Annotated in this window: 24 protein-coding genes, 1 tRNA gene and 1 pseudogene; 10 read left to right on the top strand and 16 right to left on the bottom strand. The window is 72.7% G+C overall.

The window, feature by feature from the left end:
- Positions 1-86: 86 nt before the first annotated feature.
- Positions 87-2,327 carry an excinuclease ABC subunit UvrB gene (gene uvrB / locus Ae717Ps2_RS09860; RefSeq protein ID WP_233147511.1) on the bottom strand — a complete coding sequence of 747 codons (2,241 nt, stop codon included), beginning with the start codon at positions 2,325-2,327 and terminating at the stop codon, positions 87-89.
- Positions 2,328-2,408: 81 nt separating this feature from the next.
- Here uvrB and Ae717Ps2_RS09855 point away from each other — a divergent pair, with 81 nt between their 5' ends.
- Positions 2,409-2,933, top strand: coding sequence for a DUF402 domain-containing protein (locus Ae717Ps2_RS09855; RefSeq protein ID WP_075305814.1), 525 nt, complete (start codon positions 2,409-2,411; stop codon positions 2,931-2,933).
- Positions 2,934-2,972: 39 nt separating this feature from the next.
- Here Ae717Ps2_RS09855 and Ae717Ps2_RS09850 read toward each other — a convergent pair whose 3' ends face one another.
- The 5 genes from Ae717Ps2_RS09850 to rpsA form a co-directional block, all read right to left on the bottom strand.
- Positions 2,973-3,761 (bottom strand): hypothetical protein, encoded by a 789-nt coding sequence (locus Ae717Ps2_RS09850; protein WP_075333258.1) that lies wholly within the window; start codon positions 3,759-3,761, stop codon positions 2,973-2,975.
- Positions 3,758-4,555 (bottom strand): RNA polymerase sigma factor, encoded by a 798-nt coding sequence (locus tag Ae717Ps2_RS09845; protein WP_075333257.1) that lies wholly within the window; start codon positions 4,553-4,555, stop codon positions 3,758-3,760. The genes Ae717Ps2_RS09850 and Ae717Ps2_RS09845 overlap by 4 nt, the downstream gene beginning before the upstream one ends.
- Before the next feature lie 222 nt (positions 4,556-4,777).
- Complete coding sequence (gene coaE / locus Ae717Ps2_RS09840; RefSeq protein WP_075305809.1) at positions 4,778-5,905, bottom strand: dephospho-CoA kinase; 1,128 nt, start codon at positions 5,903-5,905, stop codon at positions 4,778-4,780.
- Positions 5,906-5,947: 42 nt separating this feature from the next.
- Positions 5,948-6,751, bottom strand: coding sequence for a hypothetical protein (locus Ae717Ps2_RS09835; protein WP_075305807.1), 804 nt, complete (start codon positions 6,749-6,751; stop codon positions 5,948-5,950).
- Positions 6,752-6,990: 239 nt separating this feature from the next.
- Positions 6,991-8,487, bottom strand: a complete 1,497-nt coding sequence (rpsA, locus tag Ae717Ps2_RS09830; RefSeq protein ID WP_075333256.1) for a 30S ribosomal protein S1 — start codon at positions 8,485-8,487, stop codon at positions 6,991-6,993.
- A 300-nt stretch (positions 8,488-8,787) separates the two neighbouring features.
- Here rpsA and Ae717Ps2_RS09825 point away from each other — a divergent pair, with 300 nt between their 5' ends.
- Positions 8,788-9,636, top strand: coding sequence for a class I SAM-dependent methyltransferase (locus tag Ae717Ps2_RS09825; protein ID WP_075311654.1), 849 nt, complete (start codon positions 8,788-8,790; stop codon positions 9,634-9,636).
- Between the two features lie 44 nt (positions 9,637-9,680).
- On the opposite strand, the gene Ae717Ps2_RS09820 is transcribed toward Ae717Ps2_RS09825, so the two are convergent.
- Positions 9,681-10,274: a carbonic anhydrase gene (locus Ae717Ps2_RS09820; protein WP_020622847.1), complete on the bottom strand. Its 594-nt coding sequence runs from the start codon at positions 10,272-10,274 to the stop codon at positions 9,681-9,683.
- 186 nt (positions 10,275-10,460) lie between these two features.
- On the opposite strand from Ae717Ps2_RS09820, the gene Ae717Ps2_RS09815 reads away from it, so the two are divergent.
- The 6 genes and pseudogenes from Ae717Ps2_RS09815 (at position 10,461) to Ae717Ps2_RS09795 (ending at position 15,272) form a co-directional block, all read left to right on the top strand.
- The gene (locus Ae717Ps2_RS09815) at positions 10,461-10,889 is read left to right on the top strand and encodes a PaaI family thioesterase (RefSeq protein WP_020622846.1); all 429 of its coding nucleotides are present in this window, start codon (positions 10,461-10,463) and stop codon (positions 10,887-10,889) included.
- A gap of 127 nt (positions 10,890-11,016) precedes the next feature.
- Positions 11,017-11,697, top strand: a pseudogene (locus Ae717Ps2_RS40285) (carboxypeptidase regulatory-like domain-containing protein); the annotation flags it as partial.
- Between the two features lie 88 nt (positions 11,698-11,785).
- Positions 11,786-12,469, top strand: a complete 684-nt coding sequence (locus tag Ae717Ps2_RS38150) for a branched-chain amino acid ABC transporter permease (protein WP_198932160.1) — start codon at positions 11,786-11,788, stop codon at positions 12,467-12,469.
- A gap of 10 nt (positions 12,470-12,479) precedes the next feature.
- The gene (locus Ae717Ps2_RS09805; RefSeq protein WP_020622844.1) at positions 12,480-13,475 is read left to right on the top strand and encodes a branched-chain amino acid ABC transporter permease; all 996 of its coding nucleotides are present in this window, start codon (positions 12,480-12,482) and stop codon (positions 13,473-13,475) included.
- Entirely contained in the window at positions 13,465-14,460 is a 996-nt protein-coding gene (locus Ae717Ps2_RS09800) for an ABC transporter ATP-binding protein (RefSeq protein WP_083696035.1), read from the top strand. Before Ae717Ps2_RS09805 ends, Ae717Ps2_RS09800 begins: the two co-directional genes overlap by 11 nt.
- On the top strand, positions 14,457-15,272 hold the full coding sequence (locus Ae717Ps2_RS09795; protein ID WP_020622842.1) for an ABC transporter ATP-binding protein: 816 nt from the start codon (positions 14,457-14,459) through the stop codon (positions 15,270-15,272). The genes Ae717Ps2_RS09800 and Ae717Ps2_RS09795 overlap by 4 nt, the downstream gene beginning before the upstream one ends.
- A gap of 80 nt (positions 15,273-15,352) precedes the next feature.
- On the opposite strand, the gene Ae717Ps2_RS09790 is transcribed toward Ae717Ps2_RS09795, so the two are convergent.
- The 7 genes from Ae717Ps2_RS09790 to Ae717Ps2_RS09760 all read right to left on the bottom strand — a co-directional run bounded on the left by Ae717Ps2_RS09790 (position 15,353) and on the right by Ae717Ps2_RS09760 (position 22,747).
- Complete coding sequence (locus Ae717Ps2_RS09790; RefSeq protein ID WP_075305805.1) at positions 15,353-16,678, bottom strand: ABC transporter substrate-binding protein; 1,326 nt, start codon at positions 16,676-16,678, stop codon at positions 15,353-15,355.
- Positions 16,679-17,030: 352 nt separating this feature from the next.
- Entirely contained in the window at positions 17,031-17,663 is a 633-nt protein-coding gene (locus Ae717Ps2_RS09785; RefSeq protein WP_075305803.1) for an ANTAR domain-containing response regulator, read from the bottom strand.
- Between the two features lie 148 nt (positions 17,664-17,811).
- A complete protein-coding gene (locus Ae717Ps2_RS09780; RefSeq protein ID WP_198932159.1) occupies positions 17,812-18,525 on the bottom strand; it encodes a hypothetical protein in 714 nt (237 codons plus the stop codon).
- A 90-nt stretch (positions 18,526-18,615) separates the two neighbouring features.
- A tRNA-Leu gene (locus tag Ae717Ps2_RS09775) sits at positions 18,616-18,692 on the bottom strand.
- Positions 18,693-18,765: 73 nt separating this feature from the next.
- Positions 18,766-19,476, bottom strand: a complete 711-nt coding sequence (locus Ae717Ps2_RS09770; protein WP_075305797.1) for a metallophosphoesterase — start codon at positions 19,474-19,476, stop codon at positions 18,766-18,768.
- Positions 19,473-20,633, bottom strand: coding sequence for a class I SAM-dependent RNA methyltransferase (locus Ae717Ps2_RS09765; RefSeq protein ID WP_043277099.1), 1,161 nt, complete (start codon positions 20,631-20,633; stop codon positions 19,473-19,475). The genes Ae717Ps2_RS09770 and Ae717Ps2_RS09765 overlap by 4 nt, the downstream gene beginning before the upstream one ends.
- A gap of 32 nt (positions 20,634-20,665) precedes the next feature.
- Positions 20,666-22,747, bottom strand: coding sequence for an APC family permease (locus Ae717Ps2_RS09760; RefSeq protein ID WP_075305795.1), 2,082 nt, complete (start codon positions 22,745-22,747; stop codon positions 20,666-20,668).
- Positions 22,748-22,888: 141 nt separating this feature from the next.
- Here Ae717Ps2_RS09760 and Ae717Ps2_RS09755 point away from each other — a divergent pair, with 141 nt between their 5' ends.
- A complete protein-coding gene (locus Ae717Ps2_RS09755) occupies positions 22,889-23,551 on the top strand; it encodes a TrkA family potassium uptake protein (protein ID WP_020622835.1) in 663 nt (220 codons plus the stop codon).
- On the top strand, positions 23,551-24,204 hold the full coding sequence (locus tag Ae717Ps2_RS09750) for a TrkA family potassium uptake protein (protein WP_020622834.1): 654 nt from the start codon (positions 23,551-23,553) through the stop codon (positions 24,202-24,204). The genes Ae717Ps2_RS09755 and Ae717Ps2_RS09750 overlap by 1 nt, the downstream gene beginning before the upstream one ends.
- Before the next feature lie 60 nt (positions 24,205-24,264).
- Here the strand turns inward: Ae717Ps2_RS09750 and Ae717Ps2_RS09745 are convergent, their stop codons facing one another.
- Positions 24,265-25,032, bottom strand: a complete 768-nt coding sequence (locus tag Ae717Ps2_RS09745) for a DUF3159 domain-containing protein (protein WP_020622833.1) — start codon at positions 25,030-25,032, stop codon at positions 24,265-24,267.
- A gap of 48 nt (positions 25,033-25,080) precedes the next feature.
- On the bottom strand, positions 25,081-25,458 hold the full coding sequence (locus Ae717Ps2_RS09740) for an OB-fold nucleic acid binding domain-containing protein (RefSeq protein ID WP_020622832.1): 378 nt from the start codon (positions 25,456-25,458) through the stop codon (positions 25,081-25,083).
- Positions 25,459-25,494 lie beyond the last annotated feature (36 nt).

Below are 25,494 nucleotides of genomic sequence, written 5' to 3'. Positions count from 1 at the left end.
GCGTGACGGGCGGACCCGGCGGCCGGACGGGAGATGACGGTGGTCCACGGTAGCGGGGAGGCCCGGCCGCCCCGCCGCGGACCCGCCTACGACACCCCGGCCGCGTCCATCCCCCGCAGCTCCTTCTTCAGGTCGGCGATCTCGTCGCGCAGCCGGGCCGCCAGCTCGAACTGAAGGTCCCGTGCCGCGGTGAGCATCTGGTCGTTCATCTGCTGGATGAGGTCGGCCAGCTCGGCGCGCGGCATGCCCGCCGTGTCCTTCGCCGCCACCCCGGAGCTGCCGGCCGCGGCCGGGGCGCGACCCTTCTCCCCCGCCGCGCGCTTGCCGCGCGAGGCGTTGCGGCCCGACCCGCCCACCGGGACGGTCTCGGTGTCCTCGGCCTCCCGGTAGACCTGGTCGAGGATGTCGGCGATCTTCTTGCGCAGGGGCTGCGGGTCGATCCCGCGCTCGGTGTTGTAGGCGATCTGTTTGGCGCGACGCCGGTCGGTCTCGTCGATCGCGTACCGCATCGAGTCGGTGATCTTGTCGGCGTACATGTGCACCTGGCCGGAGACGTTGCGCGCCGCGCGGCCGATGGTCTGGATCAGCGAAGTGCCGGAACGGAGGAAGCCCTCCTTGTCCGCGTCGAGGATCGCCACCAGCGACACCTCGGGCAGGTCGAGACCCTCGCGGAGCAGGTTGATGCCGACCAGCACGTCGTACTCGCCCGACCGCAGCTGCCGCAGCAGCTCCACCCGGCGCAGGGTGTCGACCTCGGAGTGCAGGTACCGGACCTTGATCCCGAGCTCGAGCAGGTAGTCGGTGAGGTCCTCGGCCATCTTCTTGGTCAGGGTGGTGACCAGGACCCGTTCGTCCTTGGCGGTCCGGTCCCGGATCTCGGCGATCAGGTCGTCGATCTGGCCCTTGGTCGGCTTCACGACGACCTCGGGGTCGACCAGGCCGGTGGGGCGGATGACCTGCTCGACGAACTCGCCGCCGGTGCGGTTGAGCTCGTAGGGGCCCGGGGTCGCGGACAGGTAGACGGTCTGGCCGATCCGGTCGGCGAACTCCTCCCAGGTCAGCGGCCGGTTGTCCACCGCGGAGGGGAGGCGGAAGCCGTACTCGACGAGGTTGCGCTTGCGGGACATGTCGCCCTCGTACATGCCGCCGATCTGCGGCACCGTCACGTGCGACTCGTCGATGACCAGCAGGAAGTCGTCCGGGAAGTAGTCGATCAGGGTGGCCGGCGCAGTGCCGGGACCGCGGCCGTCGATGTGCCGGGAGTAGTTCTCGATGCCCGAGCAGAACCCGACCTGGCGGATCATCTCGATGTCGTACTGGGTCCGCATCCGCAGCCGCTGGGCCTCCAGCAGCTTGCCCTGGTTCTCCAGCTGCGCGAGACGCTCCTCCAGCTCCGCCTCGATGGCGCGCACGGCGCGCTCCATCGCCTCCGGGCCCGCGACGTAGTGCGTCGCCGGGAAGACCTTGATCTCGTCGACCTGCTCGACCTCCTCCCCCGTCAGCGGGTTGAGGTAGTACAGCGCCTCGATCTCGTCGCCGAAGAACTCGATCCGCAGCGCCAGCTCCTGGTAGGCGGGGATGATCTCGACGGTGTCGCCCCGGACCCGGAACGTGCCGCGGGTGAAGGACATGTCGTTGCGGGTGTACTGCACGTCGACCAGCAGCCGCAGCAGCCGGTCCCGCTCGACCTCCTCGCCGACCCGCAGCGAGACCGACCGGTCGAGGTAGGACTGCGGGGTGCCCAGGCCGTAGATGCACGACACCGAGGCGACCACGACGACGTCGCGCCGGGACAGCAGGTTCATCGTCGCCGAGTGCCGCAGCCGCTCGACGTCGTCGTTGATCGAGCTGTCCTTCTCGATGTAGGTGTCGGTCTGCGCGATGTAGGCCTCGGGCTGGTAGTAGTCGTAGTACGAGACGAAGTACTCGACCGCGTTGTTCGGGAGCATCTCCCGCAGCTCGTTCGCCAGCTGGGCCGCCAGGGTCTTGTTCGGCGCCATCACCAGCGTGGGCCGCTGCTGCTGCTCGATCAGCCAGGCGGTGGTGGCCGACTTGCCGGTACCGGTGGCGCCCAGCAGCACGACGTCCTGCTCGCCGGCACGCAGCCGACGGTCCAGCTCGGCGATCGCGGCCGGCTGGTCACCTGCCGGGACGTGGTCGCTGACCACGCGGAACGGGGCCGTGCTGCGCTCGACCGCGCCCACCGGGCGGTGCTCGGAGTGCGCGCGCGGGGTGTCCGCCGGGGTGGTGCCCGCGTCCGGGTGCGCAGCGTCCCCCCGGGCACGGGAGTCCGCCGCGCTGCCCGGGACCTCGGTCGCGAATGCCATGACACCAGGGTACGAGCGACCCCCGACACTTTCCCGTCGCACGCCCCGCCGGGACCGCCGGAGGGGGCAGGATGGTCGACCGTGCACCCGCCCAAGACACAGACCTTCGACCCCGAGCGGGGCGTCCAGGTCGACACCAAGGGGACCCACCGCGAGATCGCCACGCTGCGCGAGGAGGACTGGGGGCTGTACCTGTCCCGGCCCGTCGTCGCCCGGCCGAACGCCTGGTGGATCGAGACCTGGGTGCTGCCGGAGCTGGGCGTGTGCCTGTCGGACTGGCGGTGGCGGCCCGGGCACGAGCGCGACCAGGACGTGTACGTCGACGTCGCCGCGATCTCCCGCGAGGGCAGGCGGCTGCACATGACGGACCTCTACCTGGACCTCGTCGTGCGCCGCGGCCGCGGGACCGACGTCATCGACGTCGACGAGTTCGTCGCCGCCGTGGCGCAGGGGCTGGTCGGGACCGACCTGGCCGAGTACGCCCTGGAACGGTCGCACGCGGTGCTCGACGGGCTGGTCCGCCACGACCACGACCACGTGGCCTGGCTGGCGTCGCTCGGGATCGACCTGGGGCCGCGGGACCGACCGGAGGACGGCCCGGACTGACCGGCCGCGGGGGCCGGCCGGGGTGTGTCCCGGGGTGTGTCAGAGCGCGGAGGACTGCGCCGGGGCGAGGCCGACGGCGCTGGTCGAGGTCTCCGGCGTCGTCGTCCCGGTGGTCGTGGTCGGGTCGGACGACGCGGTGGTGGTCGGCGCGGCCGAGTTGGACGTCGTCGGGGCCGGGTTGGTCGTCGTCGGCTCCGGGGTGCCCTCGTCGGTCGGCTCCGGCGTCGAGGTCGGCGGCGTCGTGGTGACCGGCGGAGGCGTGGTCGTCACCGGCGGCTTCGTCGTGGCCGGCGGAGGCGTCGTCGGCTCGGGCGAGCCCTCGTCGGTCGGCTCGGGCGGGGTGGTGGGCTGCGGCTGGGTCGGCTGGCCACCGGTGAACGGCGGCGGGACCACGGGCGCACCGGGGGTTCCGGGCGCGGGCGCCGAACCGGGCGCGGGGGCGACGGGCGAGCCGCCGCCACCGGGCAGCGCGCCACCCTGGGTCGCCGCGACGGTCGGGTCGAACGCCGGCGGGAGGCCGTCCCCGCCGGCGGCCGCGCCACCCGGCGCACCGGTCTCGACGGGGTCCGGGCTCGGGCCGGTCGCCTGCGGCGCGGCGATGGCGAAGGGCGGGCCGACGAAGCTGCCGTCGGGCGCGGCCGCGGTCGCGACGGCGGTGATCCCGCCCAGCGACCCGACGGTGAGCACCGCCGCGGCCGCGGCCGACGTGGCGCGGCGCGCACCGGCGGCGCGGGAGATCACGTCGTCGACGGCCGGCAGCCGCACGGCCGCCGCGAGGACGTCGTCGAGCCGGTGGAACTCCCGGTCGATGTCGGCGAACCCGTTCATGCCCGTCCCCCCTCGGTGGCGGGTGGGTATCCGCCACGCAGGTCGTACTGCGGCGTCCGGTGACCCGGCGGCGGTCCCCCGACCGCGCCACCCGCCGGTCCGATGATCTCCTCCAGCACCTCGGCCATGCCCTCGGTCACGACCTCGCGACCGCGGACGAGCCGGCGCCGCACCTCGTGCACGGTGACCCGCTCGAGCTCGGCGACCGCGCCGGTCGACAGGCCCGCCATGTGGTGCAGCACCACGGCCCTGCGGTCGACGGGCGCGAGCCGCCCGAGCGCCTCCAGGAGCGCCCCGGTGCGCGGGTCGGTCTCCTCCGGGGCCGGCCTGCGACGGCGACGCAGGATCCGCGGCCGCATCGACGTGCGGATCGCGACCCGCCGGACCCAGCCGACGGCGGCGTCCTCGTGGTCCGGGCCCGCGGGTTCGGCACGCAGCGCGGCCCAGCGGCGCCAGGCACGCGAGTAGGCGTCCTGCACCGCGTCGTGTGCGTCGTACGGATTGAGCGTGATCGCGTAGAGCTGCGCGACCAGGCGCGGGTAGTGGGTCTCCAGGTGCGCCCCGAAGTCCGCGCGGAGCTCACCGTGCGGGAGCGTGCGGTGCTGCTGGACGACGGCGCCGCTGATCGGCGGAGCCTCGTAGTCGGCTCCGTAGTCGGCGCCGGTCCACGCGTCGCGGTCGGCCGCGCCCGGCTCGCCGGGTTCCGGCACACCGCCGTACTGGTCCGTGTGGGGGAACGCGGGCGCGCGCTCGGGCTCGGCGAACTCGCCGTCCGCCCCGAAACGCTGGGCCACTGTGCTCAACCCCGTGTCCTCTCGTCGCCGCCACCGGGCCCTGCGGCCCGGTGCCGATCACCGTGGTGCCCTGTCCGATCGGCGGGTACCCGCAGGTACCGCCGCCGATCCGGGCAGGAGCACCCTCTGCCCCGCCTGATCGACCAACGAGCGTGCAGCGTTACAGAAACGGCCCGGCGCGATCCGATCGTCACGTTCCGCGTGATCTACATCCCGATCCGGTCACTCGTCCGGATCAGAGCGCCACTCCGCCGTGCACGCACGGTAGTGACGTGGGTCTGCGTCGTCGGCGTGCCGCTCCGCCGCGGCGCGCTTGTGCGCGGCGTAGTCGGTACGGGCGGTCGCGTCGGCGCGCAGCCGGTCCCGCAGCTCGACCGCGTGCTGCCACGCGGGCGAGCCGTGCACCCGCACGGCCAGCACCGCGGCCCGTCCCGGGTCGGCCGAGCCGTGCACCCGCACCGTGCCCGCGTCGCCGCCCGGGGCGGCGGCGTCGACCGGGAACCCGGCCGTGACCAGGGCATCGGTGATCCGGTCGGCGTCGGCCGGGGACTCGACCGCGAGCTGCAGGTCGAGGACGTCGCGGGCCGGGAGCCCCGGGACGGCCGTCGACCCGATGTGCTCGACCCCGCGGCCGGGACCGCCCGCGGCGACCGCGACCCGCTCGGCCAGCCGGCGGGCCTGGGCAGCCCAGTCCGGGTCGTGCTCGACGAGCAGGGGCGGCCCGTCCACGGCCGGGCGGCCGGTCCGCAGGTTCTCCTCGAACCCGGTCAGGCGCCCGTCCCACAGCGCGTCCACCCGGCGGCGGGTGTCCTCCGGGTCGCCCGAGTTGTCCAGCCAGACGTCGGCGACGGCGCGACGCTGCTCGTCGGTGGCCTGGGCGGCGATCCGGGCCCGGGCGTCCTGCTCGGCCATCCCCCGCGCGGACACCAGCCGCCGGACCCGCTCCTCGGCGTCCACCCCCACCACGACGACCAACGGGAAGGCCGGGGCCATCCCGCCCTCGACGAGCAGCGGAATGTCCTGCACGACGATCGCGTCCGGCGCGGCGGCGGCGACGATCTCGTCGGACCGGGCCCGCACGAGCGGGTGCACGATGCCGTCGAGGGTGCGCCGGGCCCCGGCGTCGGCGAAGACGACCGCGGCGAGAGCGGGCCGGTCGAGGCGGCCGTCGGCGTCGAGGACGTCCCGGCCGAACGCCTCGACGATCGCCGCCAGTCCCTCGGTGCCCGGTTCGACGACCTCGCGGGCGATGACGTCGGAGTCGACCAGCACCGCCCCGCGTTCGACCAGTCGCGTCGCGACCGTCGACTTGCCCGCACCGATTCCGCCTGTCAGCCCTGTCCGCAGCACGTGATCACCGTAGCGGGCCGCACCGGGTACCCCGGGCGGCGCTCAGGTGGTGCCGCGCGCGCTGCCCGCGCCGCCGTCGCCGGCCCGCGGGGCGGGCGCCGCGGGCGGCGTGGTGGGGGTCGGCCGCGCGGACGGCGGCTGGGTCGGCGTCAACGCCGGGATGATGCGCTGGGCCAGGTCGGGCAGGGTCTCGGCCGCGGACCGGGTCTGCCCCGGAGCCGCCACCGGCAGAATGAACGTCAGCGTGTCGACGCCGTAGACCAGCGCGAGGGTGGTCTCGTCCGGCCGCTCGACGAGGACGCCGGGGACCGAGCCGACGGTGATGTCGCGCGACGCGGTGGCCGAGCCCCGCTCGGCGTTGGTGTTGAGCTGCCACTGCCGCGCCGCGGACGCGGCGTCGGTGTAGCGGCCGATGTTGAGCTGGAACAGCACCGGACCCGAGTTGCGCGCCCCGCCGAAGGCCTGGGTCTGGCCGCCCGCCCGGTAGGTGCAGGCGGTGCGCTCGGTGCGGTTGACCGCCGCCTCGGGGACGCCGCGGACCGACTGGACCGACACCGACCCCAGTACCTGGCCGAACAGCGCGCCGGCCTGCTCGGGGTCCATCAGCTGCGCGCAGTCGGTGGGCAGCGCGATCGGAACCGGGCCCCGTCCGGCCTGGGCGGCGCCGGACTGCTCGGCAGGGAACGTCGGGACCGCGATCCCGGTGTCCCCGGACGCCGTGCCGCACCCGGCGAGCACCGCGGTCAGCAGGATCCCCGCGAGCGCGGACCGTCCGCGACGCCGGGACGGGCGGGTGTGGGACAGGAGCTCGCCGGAACGCGTCCGGCGGACGGTACGGCCGACCATGCATCCAATCTAGGCCGACCCGAAGATCGACTCAGAGCGGGTGCGCGCGCCGTGACCAACCGCAGCCGAACCGTGATCTCCACCGTGCGTGTCCACCCTGACACGCCGAGCGAGATGAACCGGTGTCCATCGCGCGCCGTAGGGCCGCCGTGAAACGGGCCGGGCCCCGGTGACCGTGAGGGTCACCGGGGCCCGGTGTGGTGCTGGCGCCGGTCCGGGGTGGGACCGGCAGGGGGCTGTCAGGCCCCGCCGGAGAGCTTCTCGCGCAGTGCGGCGAGCTGCTCGTCGCTGGCGAGCGAGCCACCCGACTCGGCCTGGCCACCGCCGCTGCTGCCGGCGGCCGGACGGTCGTCGTCGCCGCCGGAGGAGTAGTTCGCCGGCGCGATGTCGTTGCCGCCCTCCGCCTCGGCCTCGGCGGCCTTGCGGATCTGCGCCATGTGCTGCTCGTAGCGGGCCTGCGCCTCGGCGTACTGCTTCTCCCAGGCCGCGCGGGCCTCGTCGAAGCCTTCCTTCCAGTCGCCGGAGTCGACGTCGAAGCCCTCGGGGTAGATGTAGTTCCCCTGGTCGTCGTACTCGGCGGCCATGCCGTAGCGGGTCGGGTCGAACTCGGTGTCGACCGTCATGCCCTCGTTGGCCTGCTTCAGCGACAGCGAGATGCGACGGCGGTCGAGGTCGATGTCGATGACCTTGACCATCGCGTCGTCGCCGACCTGGACGACCTGCTCGGGGATCTCGACGTGGCGCTCGGCCAGCTCGGAGATGTGGACCAGGCCCTCGATGCCCTCCTCGACGCGGACGAACGCGCCGAACGGGACGAGCTTGGTGACCTTGCCCGGCACGATCTGGCCGATCGCGTGGGTCCGGGCGTAGAGCCGCCACGGGTCCTCCTGGGTCGCCTTCAGCGACAGGGAGACGCGCTCGCGGTCCAGGTCGACGTCGAGAACCTCGACGGTGACCTCCTGGCCGACCTCGACGACCTCGCTCGGGTGGTCGATGTGCTTCCAGGACAGCTCGGAGACGTGCACCAGACCGTCGACCCCGCCCAGGTCGACGAACGCACCGAAGTTGACCACCGAGGAGACGACGCCCTTGCGGACCTGACCGCGCTGCAGCTGGTTGAGGAACTCGCTGCGGACCTCGGACTGGGTCTGCTCGAGCCAGGCGCGGCGGGACAGGACCACGTTGTTGCGGTTCTTGTCCAGCTCGATGATCTTGGCCTCGATCTTGCGGCCGACGTACGGCTGCAGGTCGCGCACGCGGCGCATCTCGACCAGCGAGGCCGGGAGGAAGCCGCGGAGCCCGATGTCCAGGATCAGGCCGCCCTTGACGACCTCGATGACGGTGCCCTCGACCGGCTCGTCGGCCTCCTTGAGCGCCTCGATCGTGCCCCAGGCGCGCTCGTACTGCGCGCGCTTCTTGGACAGGATCAGCCGGCCCTCCTTGTCCTCCTTCTGGAGGACGAGGGCCTCGACGAACTCGCCGACCTCGACGACCTCGGCGGGATCGACGTCGTGCTTGATCGACAGCTCGCGCGAGGGGATGACGCCCTCGGTCTTGTAGCCGATGTCGAGCAGGACCTCGTCGCGGTCGACCTTGACGATGGTGCCCTCGACGATGTCGCCATCGTTGAAGTACTTGATCGTCTGGTCGATGGCGGCGAGGATGTCCTCCTCCGACCCGATGTCGTTGATAGCGACCTGCGGCGTGGTCGGGGCGGCGGTGGTGTCGGTGGACATGTAGTGAGGTGCTCCGATGGATTTCTCTGGCATGGTCGGCCCGGTCGGCTCTGCTGCAGCAGTGCGCCCCGGTTCTGGTACGTGTAGCTGTGACGTTGTAACAGTCACCCTCTGGCGTCGATTCCCGTGGTCGGGAACATCGGTGCACGGACGTCCGCGAGACCGGCGCTGGAGTGGCGCCGCGCGGTCGGCCGACACGTTGACCACGGTGCGGAAAGAATGCTACGCGGCCCGTGAACCCCCCGGCAATGCGGGTCCGCCATCTGCGGGACCACCCGCGCTTGCGACGATCGGGTGGTCATGAGCAGCCGCGACGAGTACTTCTCCGCCGAGGACGCCGTGGGCACCACGGGCGTCGCCCGGCGCCGCGTCGGCAGCGCCGAGTCCGAAGCGGCCGGGCGCCGCTGGTGGGACGCCGACGCCGACGACTACCTGGCCGAGCACGGTTCCGACATCGGCGACGAGGCGTTCGTCTGGTGCCCGGAGAACCTGCACGAGGACGAGGCAGGCCTGCTGGGCCCGCCCGCCGACCTCGTCGGGAAGCGGGTGCTGGAGGTCGGTGCCGGCTCGGCCCCGTGCAGCCGGTGGCTCGCCCGCCGCGGAGCGCACCCGGTGGCGCTCGACGTCTCCGGCGGGATGCTGCGGCACGCGGCCCGGCTCAACGCCGCGCTCGGACTGCCCGTGCCGCTCGTGCAGGCCGGCGCCGAGCACCTGCCGTTCGCCGACGCCACCTTCGACCACGCCTGCTCGGCGTTCGGGGCGATCCCCTTCGTCGCGGACCCGGGTCGGGTCATGCGGGAGGTGGCCCGGGTGCTGCGACCCGGTGGGCGCTGGGTGTTCGCGGTGAACCACCCAATGCGCTGGGTCTTCCCCGACGACCCCGGCGAGCAGGGGCTCACCGTCGTCCAGTCCTACTTCGACCGGACCCCCTACCTGGAGGTCGACGGCGACGGCCGGGCCACCTACGTCGAGCACCACCGCACCCTCGGCGACCGGGTGCGCGACGTCGTCGCCGCCGGGCTCGTGCTCGACGACCTGGTCGAGCCGGAGTGGCCGGAGGGCCACGAGCGGGTGTGGGGGCAGTGGTCGCCGCTGCGCGGCGCGCTGTTCCCCGGCACCGCGATCCTCGTGACCCACCGACCGGGCTGAGCCGGCCGAGTCGGCCGAGTCGGTCGTCAGGGTCGGCCGGGTCGTCAGACCTCCAGGACCGCGCCGGTCTCCAGGTCGTAGCGGGCGCCGACGATCGTGAGGTGGTGGTTGCAGACCGCCCCCGACAGCGACGGGTCGGCCGTCAGCTGGGCGACCACCCGGCGCACGTTCGCGTCGACCGCGCCGGCCACCGCGGCCTCACCGGAGCCCTCGCACACCGGGACGATGTCGCCGACCAGGGCGCCCAGCGTCGACGGCGCCGGCGCGGGCTGCCCGGAGGCGACCGACACGGCCGCCTTCACCGCACCGCACTGGGAGTGGCCGAGCACCACCAGCAGTGGGATGCCCAGCGCCCCGGCGCCGAACGCCAGCGTGCCGAGCACGGCGTCGTCGACGACCTGGCCCGCGGTCCGGACGACGAACAGGTCCCCCAGACCCAGGTCGAACACCAGCTCGGCGGGCACCCGCGAGTCCGAGCAGGACAGGATCATCGCGGCCGGGGTCTGACCCGCCACCGCGGCGGCGCGCTCCTCGGCGGACCGACGCGGGTCCTCGCGCTCGTCGCGCTGCCAACGGCCGTTGCCCTCCAGCATCATCTGCCACGCCTGGGCCGCGGTCGGCCTGCTGTCGTTCGCCATAGGGTCTCCCTCGGTCGGCGTCTCACCGACCAAGATCGGTGAACGGGTCCGCACGGACAAGCATGCACGCCGCCGCACGCCTCCCGTGTGACGAGGCCCGCACGGCCGGGCGGCACCGTCCGCGCAGCCCGGGACACCCGCGGCGGCCCCGTCGTCCGCGGCCACGGGCCGACGTAAGGTCGACGGGTGCCGATCACCCCCGACCAGCTGCCGGAGCTGAGCTCCGAGTACGCCCTGGAACAGCTCAACGACCGGATGGGCATCGAGATCCTCGCGGTCGGCCTCGACGAGGTCGTCGGCCGCATGCCGGTCGCGGGCAACCGTCAGCCCTACGGGCTGCTGCACGGCGGCGCCAGCGGCGTGCTCGCCGAGACCCTCGGGTCCACCCTGTCCGCGATGCACGCGCTGCCCGAACGGTTCCCGGTCGGGCTGGAGCTGGCCTGCACCCACCACCGTTCGGCCACCTCGGGCTGGGTCACCGGCACCGCCCGGCCGGTCCACATCGGGCGGACCACCTCGACCAGCGAGATCGTCCTCGTCGACGACGAGGGCCGCCGCGTCTGCACCGCGAAGCTGACCTGCCTGCACCGCGACAACCGACCGCCCGTGGCCTGACCTCCGCCCTGCGGGGCGCCACGGGCGCCCGGCAGGTCCCGTCGCGTTACGTCTCGGCTACGTCCTCGTCCGAGACGGAGGTACCAGTTCTCTCCTCGGCTACGTTCGCCCTCAATCACCCATCAGGGTGTCGCACAGAGTCGTGTCCGACGACCCACGAGGACGAACGTTGTCACCACATCCGCTCCCGCGCCGACCGCGCACCGACCGCGCGGTCACCCCGCCCGTCGGTGCGTCGCGGCACTCCCCGATCCCCACGACCGCCCGGTGGTTGGTGGGCCTGCTCATCGCCCTGCTGGGCGCGCTCACCCTGTCCGGGACGGCCGCCGCCGCGACCGCTCCCACCGACCCCGCACCGGCCTCCCCCGGCGCCGTCGCCCCGTTCCAGCAGGCGGACGGCATCGACGTCAGCGGCACGCTGCGGGACCAGAACGGCCAGCCGCTGCCGAACGTGCGCATCACCGCCGAGCGCGACGGTGCGCCAGCCGGTGAGACCCGCTCCCAGGCGAACGGCCGCTGGACCCTGACCGTCCCCGGCGCCGGTTCCTACCTGTTCCGGCTCGACGAGGCCTCGCTGCCGCCCGGCACCGAGGTCCTGCAGGGCGAGACCACCCGCGAGGTGACCGCCGGATCGCTGAACACCGTGGTGTTCCGCTTCGGCGCCGAGGTCGAGGGCGCCGCCACCGGCGGGTTCGCGACCTTCCTGCGGCTGCTCGTCGACGGCATCCGGTTCGGCCTGGTCATCGGCATCTCCGCGGTCGGCCTGTCGCTGATCTTCGGCACCACCGGCCTCACGAACTTCGCACACGGCGAGATGGTCACCATCGGCGCCGTCATCGCCTGGTTCATCAACGTCGGCGGCGGCGTCCAACTGATCCCCCGCGACGATCGTCGCGATGCTCATCGGTGCCCTGCTGGGCGCCGCGAACGAGCTCGGGATCTGGCGACGGCTGCGCCGGCGCGGTGCCGGCCTGATCGCCCAGCTCGTCGTCTCCATCGGGTTGTCGATCGCGCTGCGTTATCTCGTGCTGATCATCTTCGGCGGCCGGTCGGAGTCCTTCGCCGACTACACCGGCCAGACGGTGCGCAACTACGGCCCGATCGCGCTGACCGACAAGGACCTGTCGGCGATCGTGATCGCGATCGTCGTCCTCGTCGCGGTCGCGCTGCTGCTGCAGAAGACCCGGATCGGCAAGGCGATGCGCGCGGTCTCCGACAACCGCGACCTCGCCGCCTCGTCGGGCATCAACGTCGACCGGGTGGTGCTGTTCGTCTGGATGCTCGGCGGTGCGCTGGCCACGCTCGGCGGTGTGCTTTTCGCACTGTCGGAGCTGTCCTCGACCGTCCAGTACGAGATGGGCTTCCGCCTGCTGCTGCTGATGTTCGCCGGGGTCATCCTCGGGGGGCTCGGCACCGCCTACGGCGCCCTGCTCGGCTGCCTGATCGTCGGCATCCTCGTGCAGCTCTCCACACTCGTGCTGCCACTGGACCTCAAGTACCTGGGCGGACTGGCCGTGCTGATCGTGATCCTCGTGTTCCGGCCGCAGGGCCTGCTCGGGTCCCGGGCACGGATCGGCTGAGGGGGCAGACATGATCGACTTCGGACAGCTCCTCACGGTCGGGCTCTCACAGCTGATCGGCCCCTCGGCCATCTTCTTCGCGTTGCTGGCCCTCGGACTCAACATCCACTTCGGCTACACCGGGCTGCTCAACTTCGGCCAGATCGGCTTCGCGCTGGTCGGTGCCTACGGCATGGGCATCTCGGTGGCGAACTACGGCGCCCCGCTGTGGCTGGGCGTGATCATCGGCATGGCCTGCGGTGTCGCGCTCGCGCTCGTACTGGGCATCCCGACCCTGCGCCTGCGCGCGGACTACCTCGCGATCGTGACGATCGCGGCGTCGGAGATCCTGCGCCTGATCACCCGCTCGACCTCGCAGACCGGTTTCACCGGCGGTACCCAGGGCCTGACCGGGTTCGCCGACTCGTTCGCCAGGGCCAACCCGTTCGGCACCGGCACCTACGACTTCGGGGTGCTGTCGCTGCGCGGGCCGGACCTGTGGGCGATCGTCGTCGGCTGGACCGTGGTCGCGCTGTGCGTGCTCCTCACCTGGCTGCTCGTGCGCAGCCCGTGGGGCCGGGTGCTCAAGGCGATCCGCGAGGACGAGGACGCCGCCCGCGCGCTGGGCAAGAACGTCTTCGCCTACAAGATGCAGGCGCTCGCCCTCGGCGGGGTCTTCGGCGCGCTGGGCGGCATCGTGTTCGCCCTGGCGACCCAGTCGCTGACGCCGGACTTCTACTCCCCGCCGCAGACCTTCTTCGCCTACGCCGCGCTGATCCTGGGCGGGGCGGGCCGGGTCTTCGGGCCGGTGATCGGCGCGATGGTGTTCTGGTTCCTGCTCTCGGTGGCCGACGCGTTCCTGCGTCAGGCCACGGCCGGGGACGCACCGCTGCTGCCGTTCATCTCCTCCCAGGACGTCGGCGCGATCCGCTTCGTGCTGGTCGGCCTGTTCCTGGGCCTCATGATGGTGTTCCGACCACAAGGCATCTTCGGACGCCGCAGGGAGGTGCTGAGCGATGGCCGCTGACGACCCGACCGCCGGACGGACCGAGACCGAGACCGGCCGGACACTGACCGGCGTCGCCCCGGAACCGGGCGTCGCCAAGCCGGACCCGGTGCTCACCGTGGACGGCGTGACCCGCACCTTCGGCGGCCTCAAGGCCGTCGACGTGGCCCACCTCGAGTTCCAGCGCGGCGCCATCACCGGCCTCATCGGCCCGAACGGCGCCGGCAAGACCACGCTGTTCAACCTGTTGACCGGCTTCGACCGGGCCGACACTGGCTCCTGGGTCTACGACGGCAGCCCGCTGCAGAAGCTGCCGCCGCACCGGGTGGCCCGCAAGGGCGTCGTCCGCACCTTCCAGCTCACCAAGGCCCTCGCGGGCATGACGGTGCTGGAGAACATGAAGCTGGGCGCGGTCGGTCAGCGCGGCGAGAGCTTCCTCGGCGCGCTGTTCACCGGCTGGGGCGCCCAGGAGCGGCGGATCACCGAGCAGGCCCGCGAGCTGCTGGCCCGCTTCAAGCTCGACGCCAAGTCCGAGGACCTGGCGGGCTCGCTGTCCGGCGGACAGCGCAAGCTGCTCGAGATGGCACGGGCCCTGATGATGGATCCCAAGGTCGTCATGCTCGACGAGCCCATGGCCGGGGTCAACCCGGCGCTGACCCAGAGCCTGCTGGGCCACGTGAAGTCGCTCCGCGACGAGGGCATGAGCGTGGTGTTCGTCGAGCACGACATGGACGTCATCCGCGACATCTCCGACTGGGTCGTCGTCATGGCCCAGGGGCAGGTCATCGCCGAGGGGCCGCCGTCGGCGCTGTCGTCGAACCAGGCCGTCGTCGACGCCTACCTCGGCTCGCACCACGACCAGGTCCTCGAATTCGACGAGGACGGCAACCCGGTCGGCGAGACCGCGGAGATCGTCGCCGAGATGGAGGCCGCCGAGCTCGAGGGCGGCCTGCGCGAGGACGGCACCGGTCCGGCCCACCAGGGCCAGGAGGGGAAGCGCACATGAGCGAGCGGGAATCCGGCGCCGAGGACGTCATGACACCGGAGCGCGCGGCCACCACCGAGGTCCACCGCGGGCTCGCCGAGGGCGCCGTCCTGCGGGTCGACTCGCTGGTCGCCGGGTACGTGCCGGGGGTCGACATCCTCAACGGGAGCGACTTCTTCCTGCGCGACGGTGAGATCGTCGGGATCATCGGGCCGAACGGCGCCGGGAAGTCGACGCTGCTCAAGGCCATGTTCGGGCTCATCCCCGTGCGCAGCGGCACGGTCCGGCTGCGCGACGCCGACATCACCGGAGCCAAGGCGCACGCGCTGGTCACCCGGGGTCTGGGCTACGTCCCGCAGCGCGACAACGTGTTCCCCTCGCTCTCGATCGAGGAGAACATGCAGATGGGGGTGTTCCTGCGGCCGAAGTCGTTCGCGGCGCGCTTCGACGTCGTCGCGGACCTGTTCCCGATGCTGGGGCAGCGCCGCAAGATCAAGGCGGGGTCGCTGTCCGGCGGCGAGCGGCAGATGGTCGCCATGGGGCGGGCGCTGATGATGGAACCGTCGGTGCTGCTGCTCGACGAGCCGTCGGCAGGGCTGTCCCCGATGCTGCAGGACGAGGTGTTCGTCCGCTGCAAGCAGATCAACGCGGCCGGCGTCTCGGTCATCATGGTGGAGCAGAACGCCCGCCGCTGCCTGCAGATCTGCGACCGCGGCTACGTGCTCGACCAGGGCCGCGCCGCCTACACCGCCGGTGGTCGCGACCTGTTGAACGACCCGAAGGTCATCGAGCTCTACCTGGGCACCCTGGCCGGGAGCAGCGAGAAGAAGTGACCTGACCGGTCACCACGGGCCCGGACACGACACGAGGGGCGGACCGTTGCCGGTCCGCCCCTCGCCCGTCGTGCCGCGGATCAGCTCTGGGCGCCGACCCGGACGTAGGTGACGTTGTCCGAGATCTTGTTCTGACCGTCGAAGGTCTGGACACCGTACGAACCGGAGCCCGGCTCACCCGCAGCGGTGAAGTCGAGCGTGCCGGTGGCGCCGTCGTAGTCGACGTCACCGCCCCGGTCGAGGATCGCCTTGCAGGCGGCGAAGGTGGTGCACTTCTCGCCGTCCTTGGTGATCCCGATGATCTGGGTCGCGATGTCCGCGCCGTTGGTCGACTTCGCGGCCTCGGCGGCCAGCGCCGAGACCACCACGGCGTCGTAGGACTCGGCCGCGTAGTTGAAGTCGGTCAGGCTCGGGTCCTGCGCGGTGAGCCGCTGCCGGAAGTCACCGGACAGCTCGGTGAGGGGCAGTGTGCCCTTCATGCCGTTCAGCAGTCCGGCGGGCAGACCCTCGCCCAGGGCGTTGCCCATGTTGCCGTCGGTGCCGTAGACGGACTTCTGGGCCGGGCCGATCTGGACCTCGCTCATCCGGCTCAGGATCCGCTTGGACTCGTCGAAGCCGATCACCGCGATCGCATCCGGGTTGAACTGCGCGACCTGGTCGATCTCCGGGTTGAACGATGCGGCGTTCGGGTCGTAGATGATCTTCGTGATCTGGTCCTGCGGAATGCCGGCCGAGACCAGGTTGCGCTCGGTGCTGTCGGCCAGACCGGACCCGTACGGGTCGTTCCGGGCGAGCAGCGCCACCCGCTGGCCACCGTCGGAGGTGATCAGCTGGGCGAGTGCCTGGCCCTGCAGGACGTCCGGCGGTGCCGTCCGGAAGTACAGTCCGCGGTCCTGCCAGCAGGTGAACTCGTCGGAGGTGTTGGCGGGCGAGAACTGCACCACGCCGGCACCGGTGATCTTGTCGATCACCAGCTTGGACACGCCCGACGCGGCCGCGCCGACGATGACCTGCGTGCCGGCGCCGAGCTGCCGGTCGACGGTCTGGTTCGCGATGTCGGTGGTGTCGTCGCCCGAGTCACCGCGCAGGTGCTGGATCGGGTTGCCGAGGACTCCCCCGGCGCCGTTGATCTCCTTGACCGCCACGTCGACCCCCGCGAACTCGGGCGGGCCGAGGAACGCCAGGCTGCCGGTCTCCGGCAGCAGGGAGCCGATCTTCAGCGGCGCGGTGCTCGGGTTGCCGGTCGCCTGGGCCTGCGGCGGGGTGCATGCCGGCCCCGCGGCGGCAGGCTCCTCGGAGCCGCCGGTGGCCCCGCCGGAACCGGTGTCCCCACCACCACCGCATCCGGCCAGTACCAGCGACGCCGCCCCGGCAAGGGCGGCGAGTCGCCACGTCGTTCGCGTCATTCGAGTCCCCTTCGGTTCTCCGCCCGCCCGAAGCAGCGCGGGAGAATGGCGGAAAAGTAGTACGCCCGAACCAGGAGAAGGGACATCATCACCACTCGTGACAGGAATGTGATGCGGCGACACCAGCGTGACACAAGTGGATCTTTTCGGGTGCCCGGACGGGCACTTTCGGTTACCTGAACCGTGTCGTGGTGCATCGAAACGGGGAACGACACCCCGTGGCGTACGACGGTCCTGGCCGGACCGGGGCCCGCGCCGGGGAGCCCGCACGCACGACGACGGCCCCGTCGCGCGGTGCGCGACGGGGCCGGTGCGACGGTGCCGGGCGGCGGTGGTCGACCGCCGCCGGGCCTCAGGAGGTCTTCGCCGGGGCGAGTCCCTCGACGACGGCCGCGGCCACGGCCTTCATCGTGGTGCGGCGGTCCATGGCGGTCCGCTGGATCCAGCGGAAGGCCTCGGGCTCGGACATCTTCTGCGCGGTCATGAGCAGGCCCTTGGCCCGGTCGACGACCTTGCGGGTCTCGAAGCGCTCGTTCAGGCTCGCGACCTCGTCCTCGAGCGCCTTCTTCTCGGCGAACCGGGAGACGGCGAGCTCGATGGCCGGGACCAGCTCGTGCCGGGCGAACGGCTTGACCAGGTAGGCCATGGCGCCGGCGTCGCGGGCGCGCTCGATCAGCTCGCGCTGGCTGAACGCGGTCAGCATGACGACCGGCGCGATCTTCTCCTCGACGATGGTCGACGCCGCCTCGATGCCGTCCTTCTTGGGCATCTTGACGTCCATGATCACCAGGTCGGGCTTCAGCTCGCGGGCCTGGGTGATGGCGGCCTCGCCGTCGCCGGCCTCACCTGCGATGCGGTAGCCCTCCTCGGAGAGCATCTCGGCCAGGTCCATCCGGATCAGGGCCTCGTCCTCGACGACCAGCACCCGCCACCCGGGCTGCGGGCCGTCCTCGGCCGGCGTCTCTGCGGGAACGTTGTCGGTCACCGGAGAACTCCTTCATCGGTCGGTGGGGTGTCCGGACGGCCAACGCTACCGGCGGTCCGGGGCAGCAGCCGAGCCACTTCGGCCTTTCGTGTGCGGAAACACGCCCGGTCGACCGCGTTACCCGTCCGATCGGGCAGGTGCGACCCGATCATGTCTTCGGTCCGATCGCGGCGTCGAGCTCGGCGACGGCGTCGGCCCTGGCCACCGACAGACACGTGCGCCGGGCCCGGCGGTGCGCGATCCCCAGCAGGTCGAGCGCCCCCTCGGCGAGCCGCATGATGTCCTCGGAGGTGTTGTCGAAGAACCAGCGCGGGTAGGAGTACTCACGTACCGAACCGTCGGCGAGGACGGCGCGGACCCGGTTCGTGGTGCGACAGCCGTCGGAATGGAACAGGCCACGCAGGAAGCGGTCGGGACGGGTGTCGACGACGGCGCGCTGCCACGGTTCGAGTCGGATCGGGCGGGTGTGCTTCATTCCGGGGCCGTGCTGGGGGAACAGGCAGGTCCAGTGCCGCGAGAAGCATTTCACCGCCGTGGACCCGGCCCTGGGTGTCGTCGAGACCGAGGCGCCCGGGAGGACCGCCGCGGTGGCGGCCCGGACGTCGTCGATGATGCCGGGCCAGTCGTCGCCGCAGTAGATCCAGAGACAGTGGGTGCGCTGCGCAGCGGTGAGGTGTCCGTCACCGAGGTACATGCCGAGCAGATAGGCGTAGTCGGCGACGGGGACGTCGATACCGGGGGCGCAGCGGAAGCAGCGGGCCCGGGTCCGCCGCGGGTCCCCCGTGCGACGGGTCCCGGTGCACCAGTGGCGCACGGTCCGCTCGGGGACGCCGACGGCCGCGGCCACCGACCGAACCGGCATGCCGCCGCGATACAGCGACCGGGCCCTGTCGACGACGTGTGGCGGGTGCATGCGGAAACCGTCGCACGCGCCACCGACAATTCCGGACAATGGTGCCCTCGGTGGGATTCGAACCCACACTGTATGCATTTTGAGTGCATCGTCTCTGCCGATTGGACTACGAGGGCTTGCTACTTTCGGCGTATTCAGTTCTGAAGCGAGCTTAGCGGGTTCCGAGTCCCCCGCGACATCCGACCCGCCTCACACCGGCCAGTTCAGGAACCGGCTGCGCGGCGGCCCGTCACCGAGCACGTGCAGCACCCCACCCGGCGCCGGGACCGGGTCGGAGCCTCCGGCACCGGGCACGTCCGGCCAGCGCAGGGCGGGCGCCACCGACGGGGCGACGACGAGCGGGTGCCCGGCGAACGTCGTCGCCAGCGGGGTGTGGACGTGCCCGCACACCACCAGCGTCGGGTCGGACCGGGCGGCGAGCAGCATCTCCAGCGGGCCGGGGTCGCGCAGCCGCATCCCGTCGAGCACGGGGTGCCCGAGCGCGACCGGCGGGTGGTGCAGGGCGACCAGCAGCGGCGCAGGGTCCCGGACGGCCTCGGTGAGCAGGGCGACGGCGCCCTCGGACAGCGCACCGTGCGGCGCACCGGGGACCAGGGTGTCCAGCAGCGCCACCGTGCAGCCGCCGGTGCGGTGCAGCCGGTCCCCCACCGGGCCGACGGCGGCGGCCATCGCGGTGCGGTCGTCGTGGTTGCCGGGCACGTGCAGCGCGTCGAGCCCGGCCAGCAGGGCGGCGGCCCCGGCGTAGGCCGCGGGGTCGCCGTGGTCGGCGAGGTCCCCGGTCACGACCACGACGTCCGGCGCCGGATCCAGCGCCCGGACCCCGGCGACGGCGCGGGCGGCCCGGCCCTCCGGATCCGGACGCCCGAGGTGCAGGTCCGAGAGCTGGACGACGGTGGTCACCGCGGGATCCGCTCCAGCAGGGCGGCCGCCTCCATGTGGTGGGTCATCGGGAACGCGTCGAACGCCCGCAGCGCGGCGGTGCGGTACCCGGCGGTGGCGAACAGGGACAGGTCCCGGGCCAGCGCGGCCGGGTCGCAGGCGATGTGCACGATCCGCCGCGGGCCGCGGGCGGCCAGGTCGCGCACCGCGGCCTTCCCGAGCCCGGCCCGCGGCGGGTCGGTGACCACGACGTCGGGGTCGGGCCGGAGCCGGGCGATCTCGCGCTCGGCGCGGCCCCGCACGAACTGGACCTGCGGCAGGTCGGCCAGCGCGGCGGCGCCGTCGGCGACCGCGGACGCGGCGGACTCGACGACCAGCACGGTCCCGGACTCCCCCACCTGGCCGGCGAGGACCGAGCCGAGCAGCCCGACGCCGCCGTAGAGGTCCCAGGCGACACCGCCCACGGGGGCGTCGGCCCAGTCGCGTACGACCGACGCGAGGGTGTCCGGCAGCGCCGGGTGGACCTGCCAGAACGTGCCGGCCGACAGCTCCCAGGTGCGGCCCGCCGCGGTCACGGTGGCGCCGGAGCCGACCCGGGCCGCCCCGTCGCCGACGACGGTGACGTCGAGCTCGGAGTCGGGCCGGAAGCGGCGCTCCAGCACCGGGGGCAGCGCGCCCGCCGGGACGAGCGGGCAGTCCCCGATCTCGCACACGTCGTGGCTGCGGTGGGCGCGCAGGCCGGGGACGCCGGCGTCGTCGACGGCCAGCCGCACCCGGGTGCGCCAGCCGAACGGACCGCCGGGGAGCTCCTCGACCTCCACCGCGGCGAGGTCGGCGGTGGCGACGACCGCGGCCCCGGCGCCGAGACGCTCCAGCTGCTCGCGCAGGACGGTCGTCTTCAGGACGCGCTGGGTGGCGTGGTCGGTGTGCTGGAAGTCGCAGCCACCGCAGCCGCCGGGCCCCGCCCACGGGCACGCGGGCTCGACCCGGTCCGGGGACGCCTCCAGCACGGCGACGGCGTCGGCGCGGCAGAACGCCCCACCCGGGTCGTCGGTGACCACGGCACGGACCAGCTCACCGGGCAGCGCGTGCCGGACGAACACGACCCGGCCACCGTCACCGTCGCGGGCCACGCAGTGTCCGCCGTGCGCGACGGGGCCGACCCGCAGCTCCAGCATCCGGTCGGTCCAGTCGGTCGCCGTCTCGGCGTTCACCGGTCCTCCTCCTTCGGGACACGGGGTGCGGGCGAGGTGCCGCCACCGGTGCGGACGCCCGCGCCGTCGCGGAGTTCGCCGGGCAGCTGCTCCGTGCCCGGGTAGCCGCGACGGGACGCCCCCGGCGCCTGCAGCGGCGACAGCGCCCGCGTGCGCGAGGACGACGGCAGCTGCCACGGCACGCTGGTCACCATCACCCCCGGCTGGAACAGCAGCCTCGTCTTGAGCCGCAGTGCGCTCTGGTTGTGCAGCACCTGCTCCCACCAGTGCCCGACGACGTACTCCGGGATGTAGACGGTCACGACGTTGCGCGGGGAGTCGCTGCGGATCCGCTTGACGTAGTCCAGCACGGGCCGGGTGATCTCCCGGTAGGGCGACTCGACGACCTTCAGCGGGACCGGGAGGTTCCGCTTGTGCCACTGCTCGACGAGCTTCTTGGTCTCGGAGTCGTCGACGTTGACCGTGACCGCCTCGAGGATGTCCGGGCGGGTCGCGCGGGCGTAGGCCAGCGCCCGCAGCGTCGGCTTGTGCAGCGTGGAGACGAGCACGACGGCGTGGTTGCGCGAGGGCAGCACGTCGTCGGTCTCGTCGGCGACGAGTGCGGCCGCGACCCGGTCGTAGTGCAGCTGGATCAGCCGCATGAGCACGAAGAACCCGCCCATCGCGACGATCGCGATCCAGGCGCCGAGGGTGAACTTGGTGATCAGCACCGTGATCAGCACGACGCCGGTCATGCAGGCGCCGAACCCGTTGATCGACTGAGCGCGACGGATCCGGCGGCGCTCGGACACCGGCGGCCCCAGCGCGAGCTCCCGGTTCCAGTGCCGGACCATGCCGGCCTGGGACAGCGTGAACGACACGAACACGCCGACGGTGTAGAGCGGGATGAGCCGGGTGACCTCGGCCTGGAAGCCGACGACCAGCAGGATCGCGAACAGCGCGAGCGCGACGATGCCGTTGGAGAACGCGAGCCGGTCGCCGCGGGTGTGCAGCTGGCGGGGCAGGTAGCGGTCCTGGGACAGGATCGAGCCGAGCACCGGGAAGCCGTTGAACGCGGTGTTCGCGGCCAGGACCAGGATCAGCGCCGTCATCACGATGACGAAGAAGTAGCCCGGCGGGAAGTTGTCGAAGACCGCGTCGGCGAGCTGGGCGATCATGGTGTGCTGCTCGTAGCCGGGCGGGGCGTCGGGGAACTGGCGCGCCGGGTCCTCGGCGATCTGGACGCCAGTCAGCTGGGCCAGCGCGATCAGCCCCATGAACAGCGACACCGACATCGCCCCGAGCAGCAGCAGCGTGGTGGCCGCGTTCTTCGACTTCGGCTTGCGGAAGGCCGGCACGCCGTTCGAGATCGCCTCGACGCCGGTCAGCGCGGCCGCGCCCTGGGTGAAGCTGCGCAGCACGAGCAGCACCAGGGCGAGGCCGGTGAACGCGTCGCCCTCCGCGACCAGGTGCAGGTCGGCGCTCTCGGCGCGCACGGGGTCGCCGAGGATCAGCACCCGGGTCAGCCCCCAGAGGATCATCGTCGCGACGCCGAGGACGAAGGCGTAGACCGGGACCGCGAAGGCGGCGCCGGACTCGCGGATGCCGCGCAGGTTGATCGCGGTGAGCACGGCGATGGCCGAGACGGCGAACAGCACCTTGTGCTCGGCGACGAACGGCACCAGCGCGCCGATGTTGGCCGCGGCCGCGGAGATCGAGACGGCGACGGTGAGGGTGTAGTCGACGAGCAGCGCGCTGGCGACGGTCAGTCCGGCGTTCTTGCCGAGGTTGACCGTCGCGACCTCGTAGTCACCCCCGCCGGAGGGGTAGGCGTGGACGTTCTGCCGGTAGCTGGCGACGACCGTGAGCAGCACGACGACGACGGCGAGACCGATCCACGGCGACATCGCGTAGGAGGCGACGCCGGCGACCGACAGGGTCAGGAAGATCTCCTCCGGCGCGTAGGCGACCGACGACATGGCGTCGGAGGCGAACACGGGGAGGGCGATCCGCTTCGGGAGCAGGGTGCTCGTCAGGCGGTCGCTGCGCTGCGGTCGTCCGACCACGAGCCGCTTGAGAGCGACGGCGAGCTTGGACACGGGGCGCAGCCTATGCCCCCGGTCCGATCCGCTTCGCGATAGCGTTCACCGCGCGTCGTCGGCGTCCCCGTCGCCGTCGGTACAGAAGGAACGAACCGTACATCCCGGGCCTCCCGACCCGGCGGAAGGACCCCAGACGCCATGCACGTCGTGATCATGGGATGTGGCCGCGTCGGCGCGTCCCTGGCCTCGGGCCTGGAACGGCTCGGCCACGAGGTCGCGGTGATCGACCGCGACCCGCAGGCCTTCCGCCGGCTCGGCCCGGACTTCCGCGGGCGCCAGGTGGTCGGCTTCGGCTTCCACCGCAGCGTGCTCGACGAGGCGGGGCTGGAGTCCGCCGACGCGTTCGCCGCCGTCTCCTCCGGGGACAACTCCAACATCATCGCCGCCCGCGTGGCGCGCGAGAGCTACGGCGTCGGCAAGGTCGTCGCCCGGATCTACGACGCCAAGCGCGCCGCGGTGTACGAGCGCCTCGGCATCCCGACGGTCGCGACCGTCCCGTGGACGACCGACCGGCTGCTGCGCATGCTGCTGCCCGACGGCGTCGCCACCGCCTGGCGCGAGCCCACCGGCACCGTGGCCGTCCTGCCGCTGCCGCTGCACGAGAACTGGGTGGGGCGCCCGATCCGCGACCTGGAGCGGGCGACGAGCTCGCGGGTCGCGTTCATCGTGCGGTTCGGCACCGGGGTGCTGCCGACCAAGGACACCACCGTGCAGCACGAGGACACCGTCTACGTGGCGGCGGTCTCGGGCACGGTCAGCGACGTGACGGCGGCCGCCGCGGCGCCGCCCGAGGAGGACTGATGCGGGTCGCGATCGCGGGTGCGGGCGCCGTCGGGCGGTCCATCGCGCTGGAGCTGGTCGAGTCCGACCACCGGGTCATGCTGATCGAGCGCGAGCTGACCCACATCGACCCGAACTCGGTCCCCGAGGCCGAGTGGGTGCACGCCGACGCCTGCGAGCTGTCGTCGCTGGAGGACGCCGGCATCGAGGGCTGCGACGTCGTGATCGCCGCGACCGGCGACGACAAGGTCAACCTGGTGGTGTCGCTGCTGGCGAAGACCGAGTTCGGGGTCCGCCGGGTGGTGGCCAGGGTGAACGACCCGCGCAACGAGTGGCTGTTCGGGGAGAACTGGGGCGTCGACGTCGCGGTGTCGACGCCGCGGCTGCTGGCGGCGCTGGTCGAGGAGGCCGTCGCCGTCGGGGACCTGGTGCGGCTGCTGACGCTGCGTCAGGGGCAGGCGAACCTCGTCGAGGTGACGCTGCCCGAGGACACCCCGCTGGCCGGGCGGCCGGTGCGGGTGCTGGAGCTGCCGACGGACTCGGCGCTGGTGACGATCCTGCGCGGCGGCCGGGTCATCGTGCCGCAGCCCGACGACGCGCTGGAGGGCGGCGACGAGCTGCTGTTCGTGGCGACGACGGCGGTCGAGGAGGACATCCGCGCCGCTCTCCTGTGACCCCGCCTCTCCCACCCCGCCGGGGACCGGCACCCGGAGTGTCCCGCGTGCCGGTGCCGCTCAGGCGGTCGCGGGGCGGGCGCGCTCGGCGCGGCGCACGATGAGGATCGTGGCCAGGATCGCGACCCCGGTGAGCGGGTAGCCCATCGCGAGCCGCGCGACACCCAACCAGGTCTCGGAGTCGGCGAGGTACAGCCCGCCCTGCACGACGACCTTCGCGAGGAAGGTCCCCGCCCACACCGCGGTGGCCCAGCCGTAGGCGCGGACCAGGTGGGGGTCTGCGCGCCACTCGGTGCCGTGTCCGTTGATGCCGTGCCAGATCACCCCGGCCAGCGGCCAGCGGGCGATGATCGACACCAGCGCGACGACGCCCAGGGCGCCGCTGTAGAGCAGACCGGGCAGGTAGAACCCGCGGGCCTCCCCGGTCCGGCTCGCGACGAGCGCACACACCCCGACCCCGAGCAGACCGGAGATCGCGGGCATGACCGGGTCACGACGGACCAGACGCCAGACCAGCACCAGCACACCGGCTCCGACGGCCGCGTACAGCGCGGTCGTCAGGTCGGCCAGGATGTTGACGAGGACGAACACCACGACCGGGATGGTCGAGGCGACGATCCCGGTCACCCCGCCCATCTGTTCCAGCAGGGTCGGGGTGGGCGCCTCCGGGGTGGACTCCGCCGGTCCCCCGGTCCGGTCCGGTTCCGGTGCGGCGGCGTGCGCCGGTGCCGTCACCGGCCGGCCGAGGGGCGCGGTCCGGTCCTGCGGGTCGACGTCGGTGACACGCGGGATCCGGGTGGTCGGGGCGTCGTGGTGGTGGTCGTTCAAGCCGGTCCGATCCGTCGGCTCAGGAGCAGGCCGCGAGGGTCCCGCGGGTCACTGCGCCTGGCAGATCTCGTAGTACGGGTTGTAGAGCACCTTGCGGCCGTCGCGGACCGAGATCCGGCCACGGACCCGCATGGTGCGTCCGGCCTCGATACCGGGGATGCTGCGCCGGCCCATCCAGACCAGGGTGACGCCGTCGGTCCCGTCGAACAGCTCGGCCTTCAGGGTGGCGTCGGCACTCTGTGGACAGAGGTCGACGCTGCGGATCCGGCCGAGCATCGTGACCTCTTCGCCGCAGGCACAGTCGCGGGCCGGTCGTGCACCGGTCTCCTCGACGTCCTCGGCGAGGTCGCGCGCGTCGAGTTCGTCGACATCGCTGGTGAGTTTGCGGAGCATCCGGCGGAACGCTCCGCCATCCGTGCTGCCCATGTCTCTCCTCGGCCGTGTCCGGTACCGGCCCGGGGT

It is taken from the genome of Pseudonocardia sp. Ae717_Ps2, from assembly GCF_001932475.1.
GTDB lineage: Bacteria > Actinomycetota > Actinomycetes > Mycobacteriales > Pseudonocardiaceae > Pseudonocardia.
This window is presented reverse-complemented; position numbering and strand designations above follow the sequence as displayed.

Bases quoted from the DNA above. Each gene is read 5' to 3' on its own strand.
- uvrB (WP_233147511.1), bottom strand. From the start codon at position 2,327: ATGGCATTCGCGACCGAGGTCCCGGGCAGCGCGGCGGACTCCCGTGCC.
- Ae717Ps2_RS09850 (WP_075333258.1), bottom strand. From the start codon at position 3,761: ATGAACGGGTTCGCCGACATCGACCGGGAGTTCCACCGGCTCGACGAC.
- Ae717Ps2_RS09835 (WP_075305807.1), bottom strand. From the start codon at position 6,751: ATGGTCGGCCGTACCGTCCGCCGGACGCGTTCCGGCGAGCTCCTGTCC.
- rpsA (WP_075333256.1), bottom strand. From the start codon at position 8,487: ATGTCCACCGACACCACCGCCGCCCCGACCACGCCGCAGGTCGCTATC.
- Ae717Ps2_RS09825 (WP_075311654.1), top strand. From the start codon at position 8,788: ATGAGCAGCCGCGACGAGTACTTCTCCGCCGAGGACGCCGTGGGCACC.
- Ae717Ps2_RS09820 (WP_020622847.1), bottom strand. From the start codon at position 10,274: ATGGCGAACGACAGCAGGCCGACCGCGGCCCAGGCGTGGCAGATGATG.
- Ae717Ps2_RS38150 (WP_198932160.1), top strand. From the start codon at position 11,786: ATGCTCATCGGTGCCCTGCTGGGCGCCGCGAACGAGCTCGGGATCTGG.
- Ae717Ps2_RS09805 (WP_020622844.1), top strand. From the start codon at position 12,480: ATGATCGACTTCGGACAGCTCCTCACGGTCGGGCTCTCACAGCTGATC.
- Ae717Ps2_RS09800 (WP_083696035.1), top strand. From the start codon at position 13,465: ATGGCCGCTGACGACCCGACCGCCGGACGGACCGAGACCGAGACCGGC.
- Ae717Ps2_RS09795 (WP_020622842.1), top strand. From the start codon at position 14,457: ATGAGCGAGCGGGAATCCGGCGCCGAGGACGTCATGACACCGGAGCGC.
- Ae717Ps2_RS09790 (WP_075305805.1), bottom strand. From the start codon at position 16,678: ATGACGCGAACGACGTGGCGACTCGCCGCCCTTGCCGGGGCGGCGTCG.
- Ae717Ps2_RS09780 (WP_198932159.1), bottom strand. From the start codon at position 18,525: ATGCCGGTTCGGTCGGTGGCCGCGGCCGTCGGCGTCCCCGAGCGGACC.
- Ae717Ps2_RS09765 (WP_043277099.1), bottom strand. From the start codon at position 20,633: ATGCTGGAGCTGCGGGTCGGCCCCGTCGCGCACGGCGGACACTGCGTG.
- Ae717Ps2_RS09755 (WP_020622835.1), top strand. From the start codon at position 22,889: ATGCACGTCGTGATCATGGGATGTGGCCGCGTCGGCGCGTCCCTGGCC.
- Ae717Ps2_RS09750 (WP_020622834.1), top strand. From the start codon at position 23,551: ATGCGGGTCGCGATCGCGGGTGCGGGCGCCGTCGGGCGGTCCATCGCG.
- Ae717Ps2_RS09740 (WP_020622832.1), bottom strand. From the start codon at position 25,458: ATGGGCAGCACGGATGGCGGAGCGTTCCGCCGGATGCTCCGCAAACTC.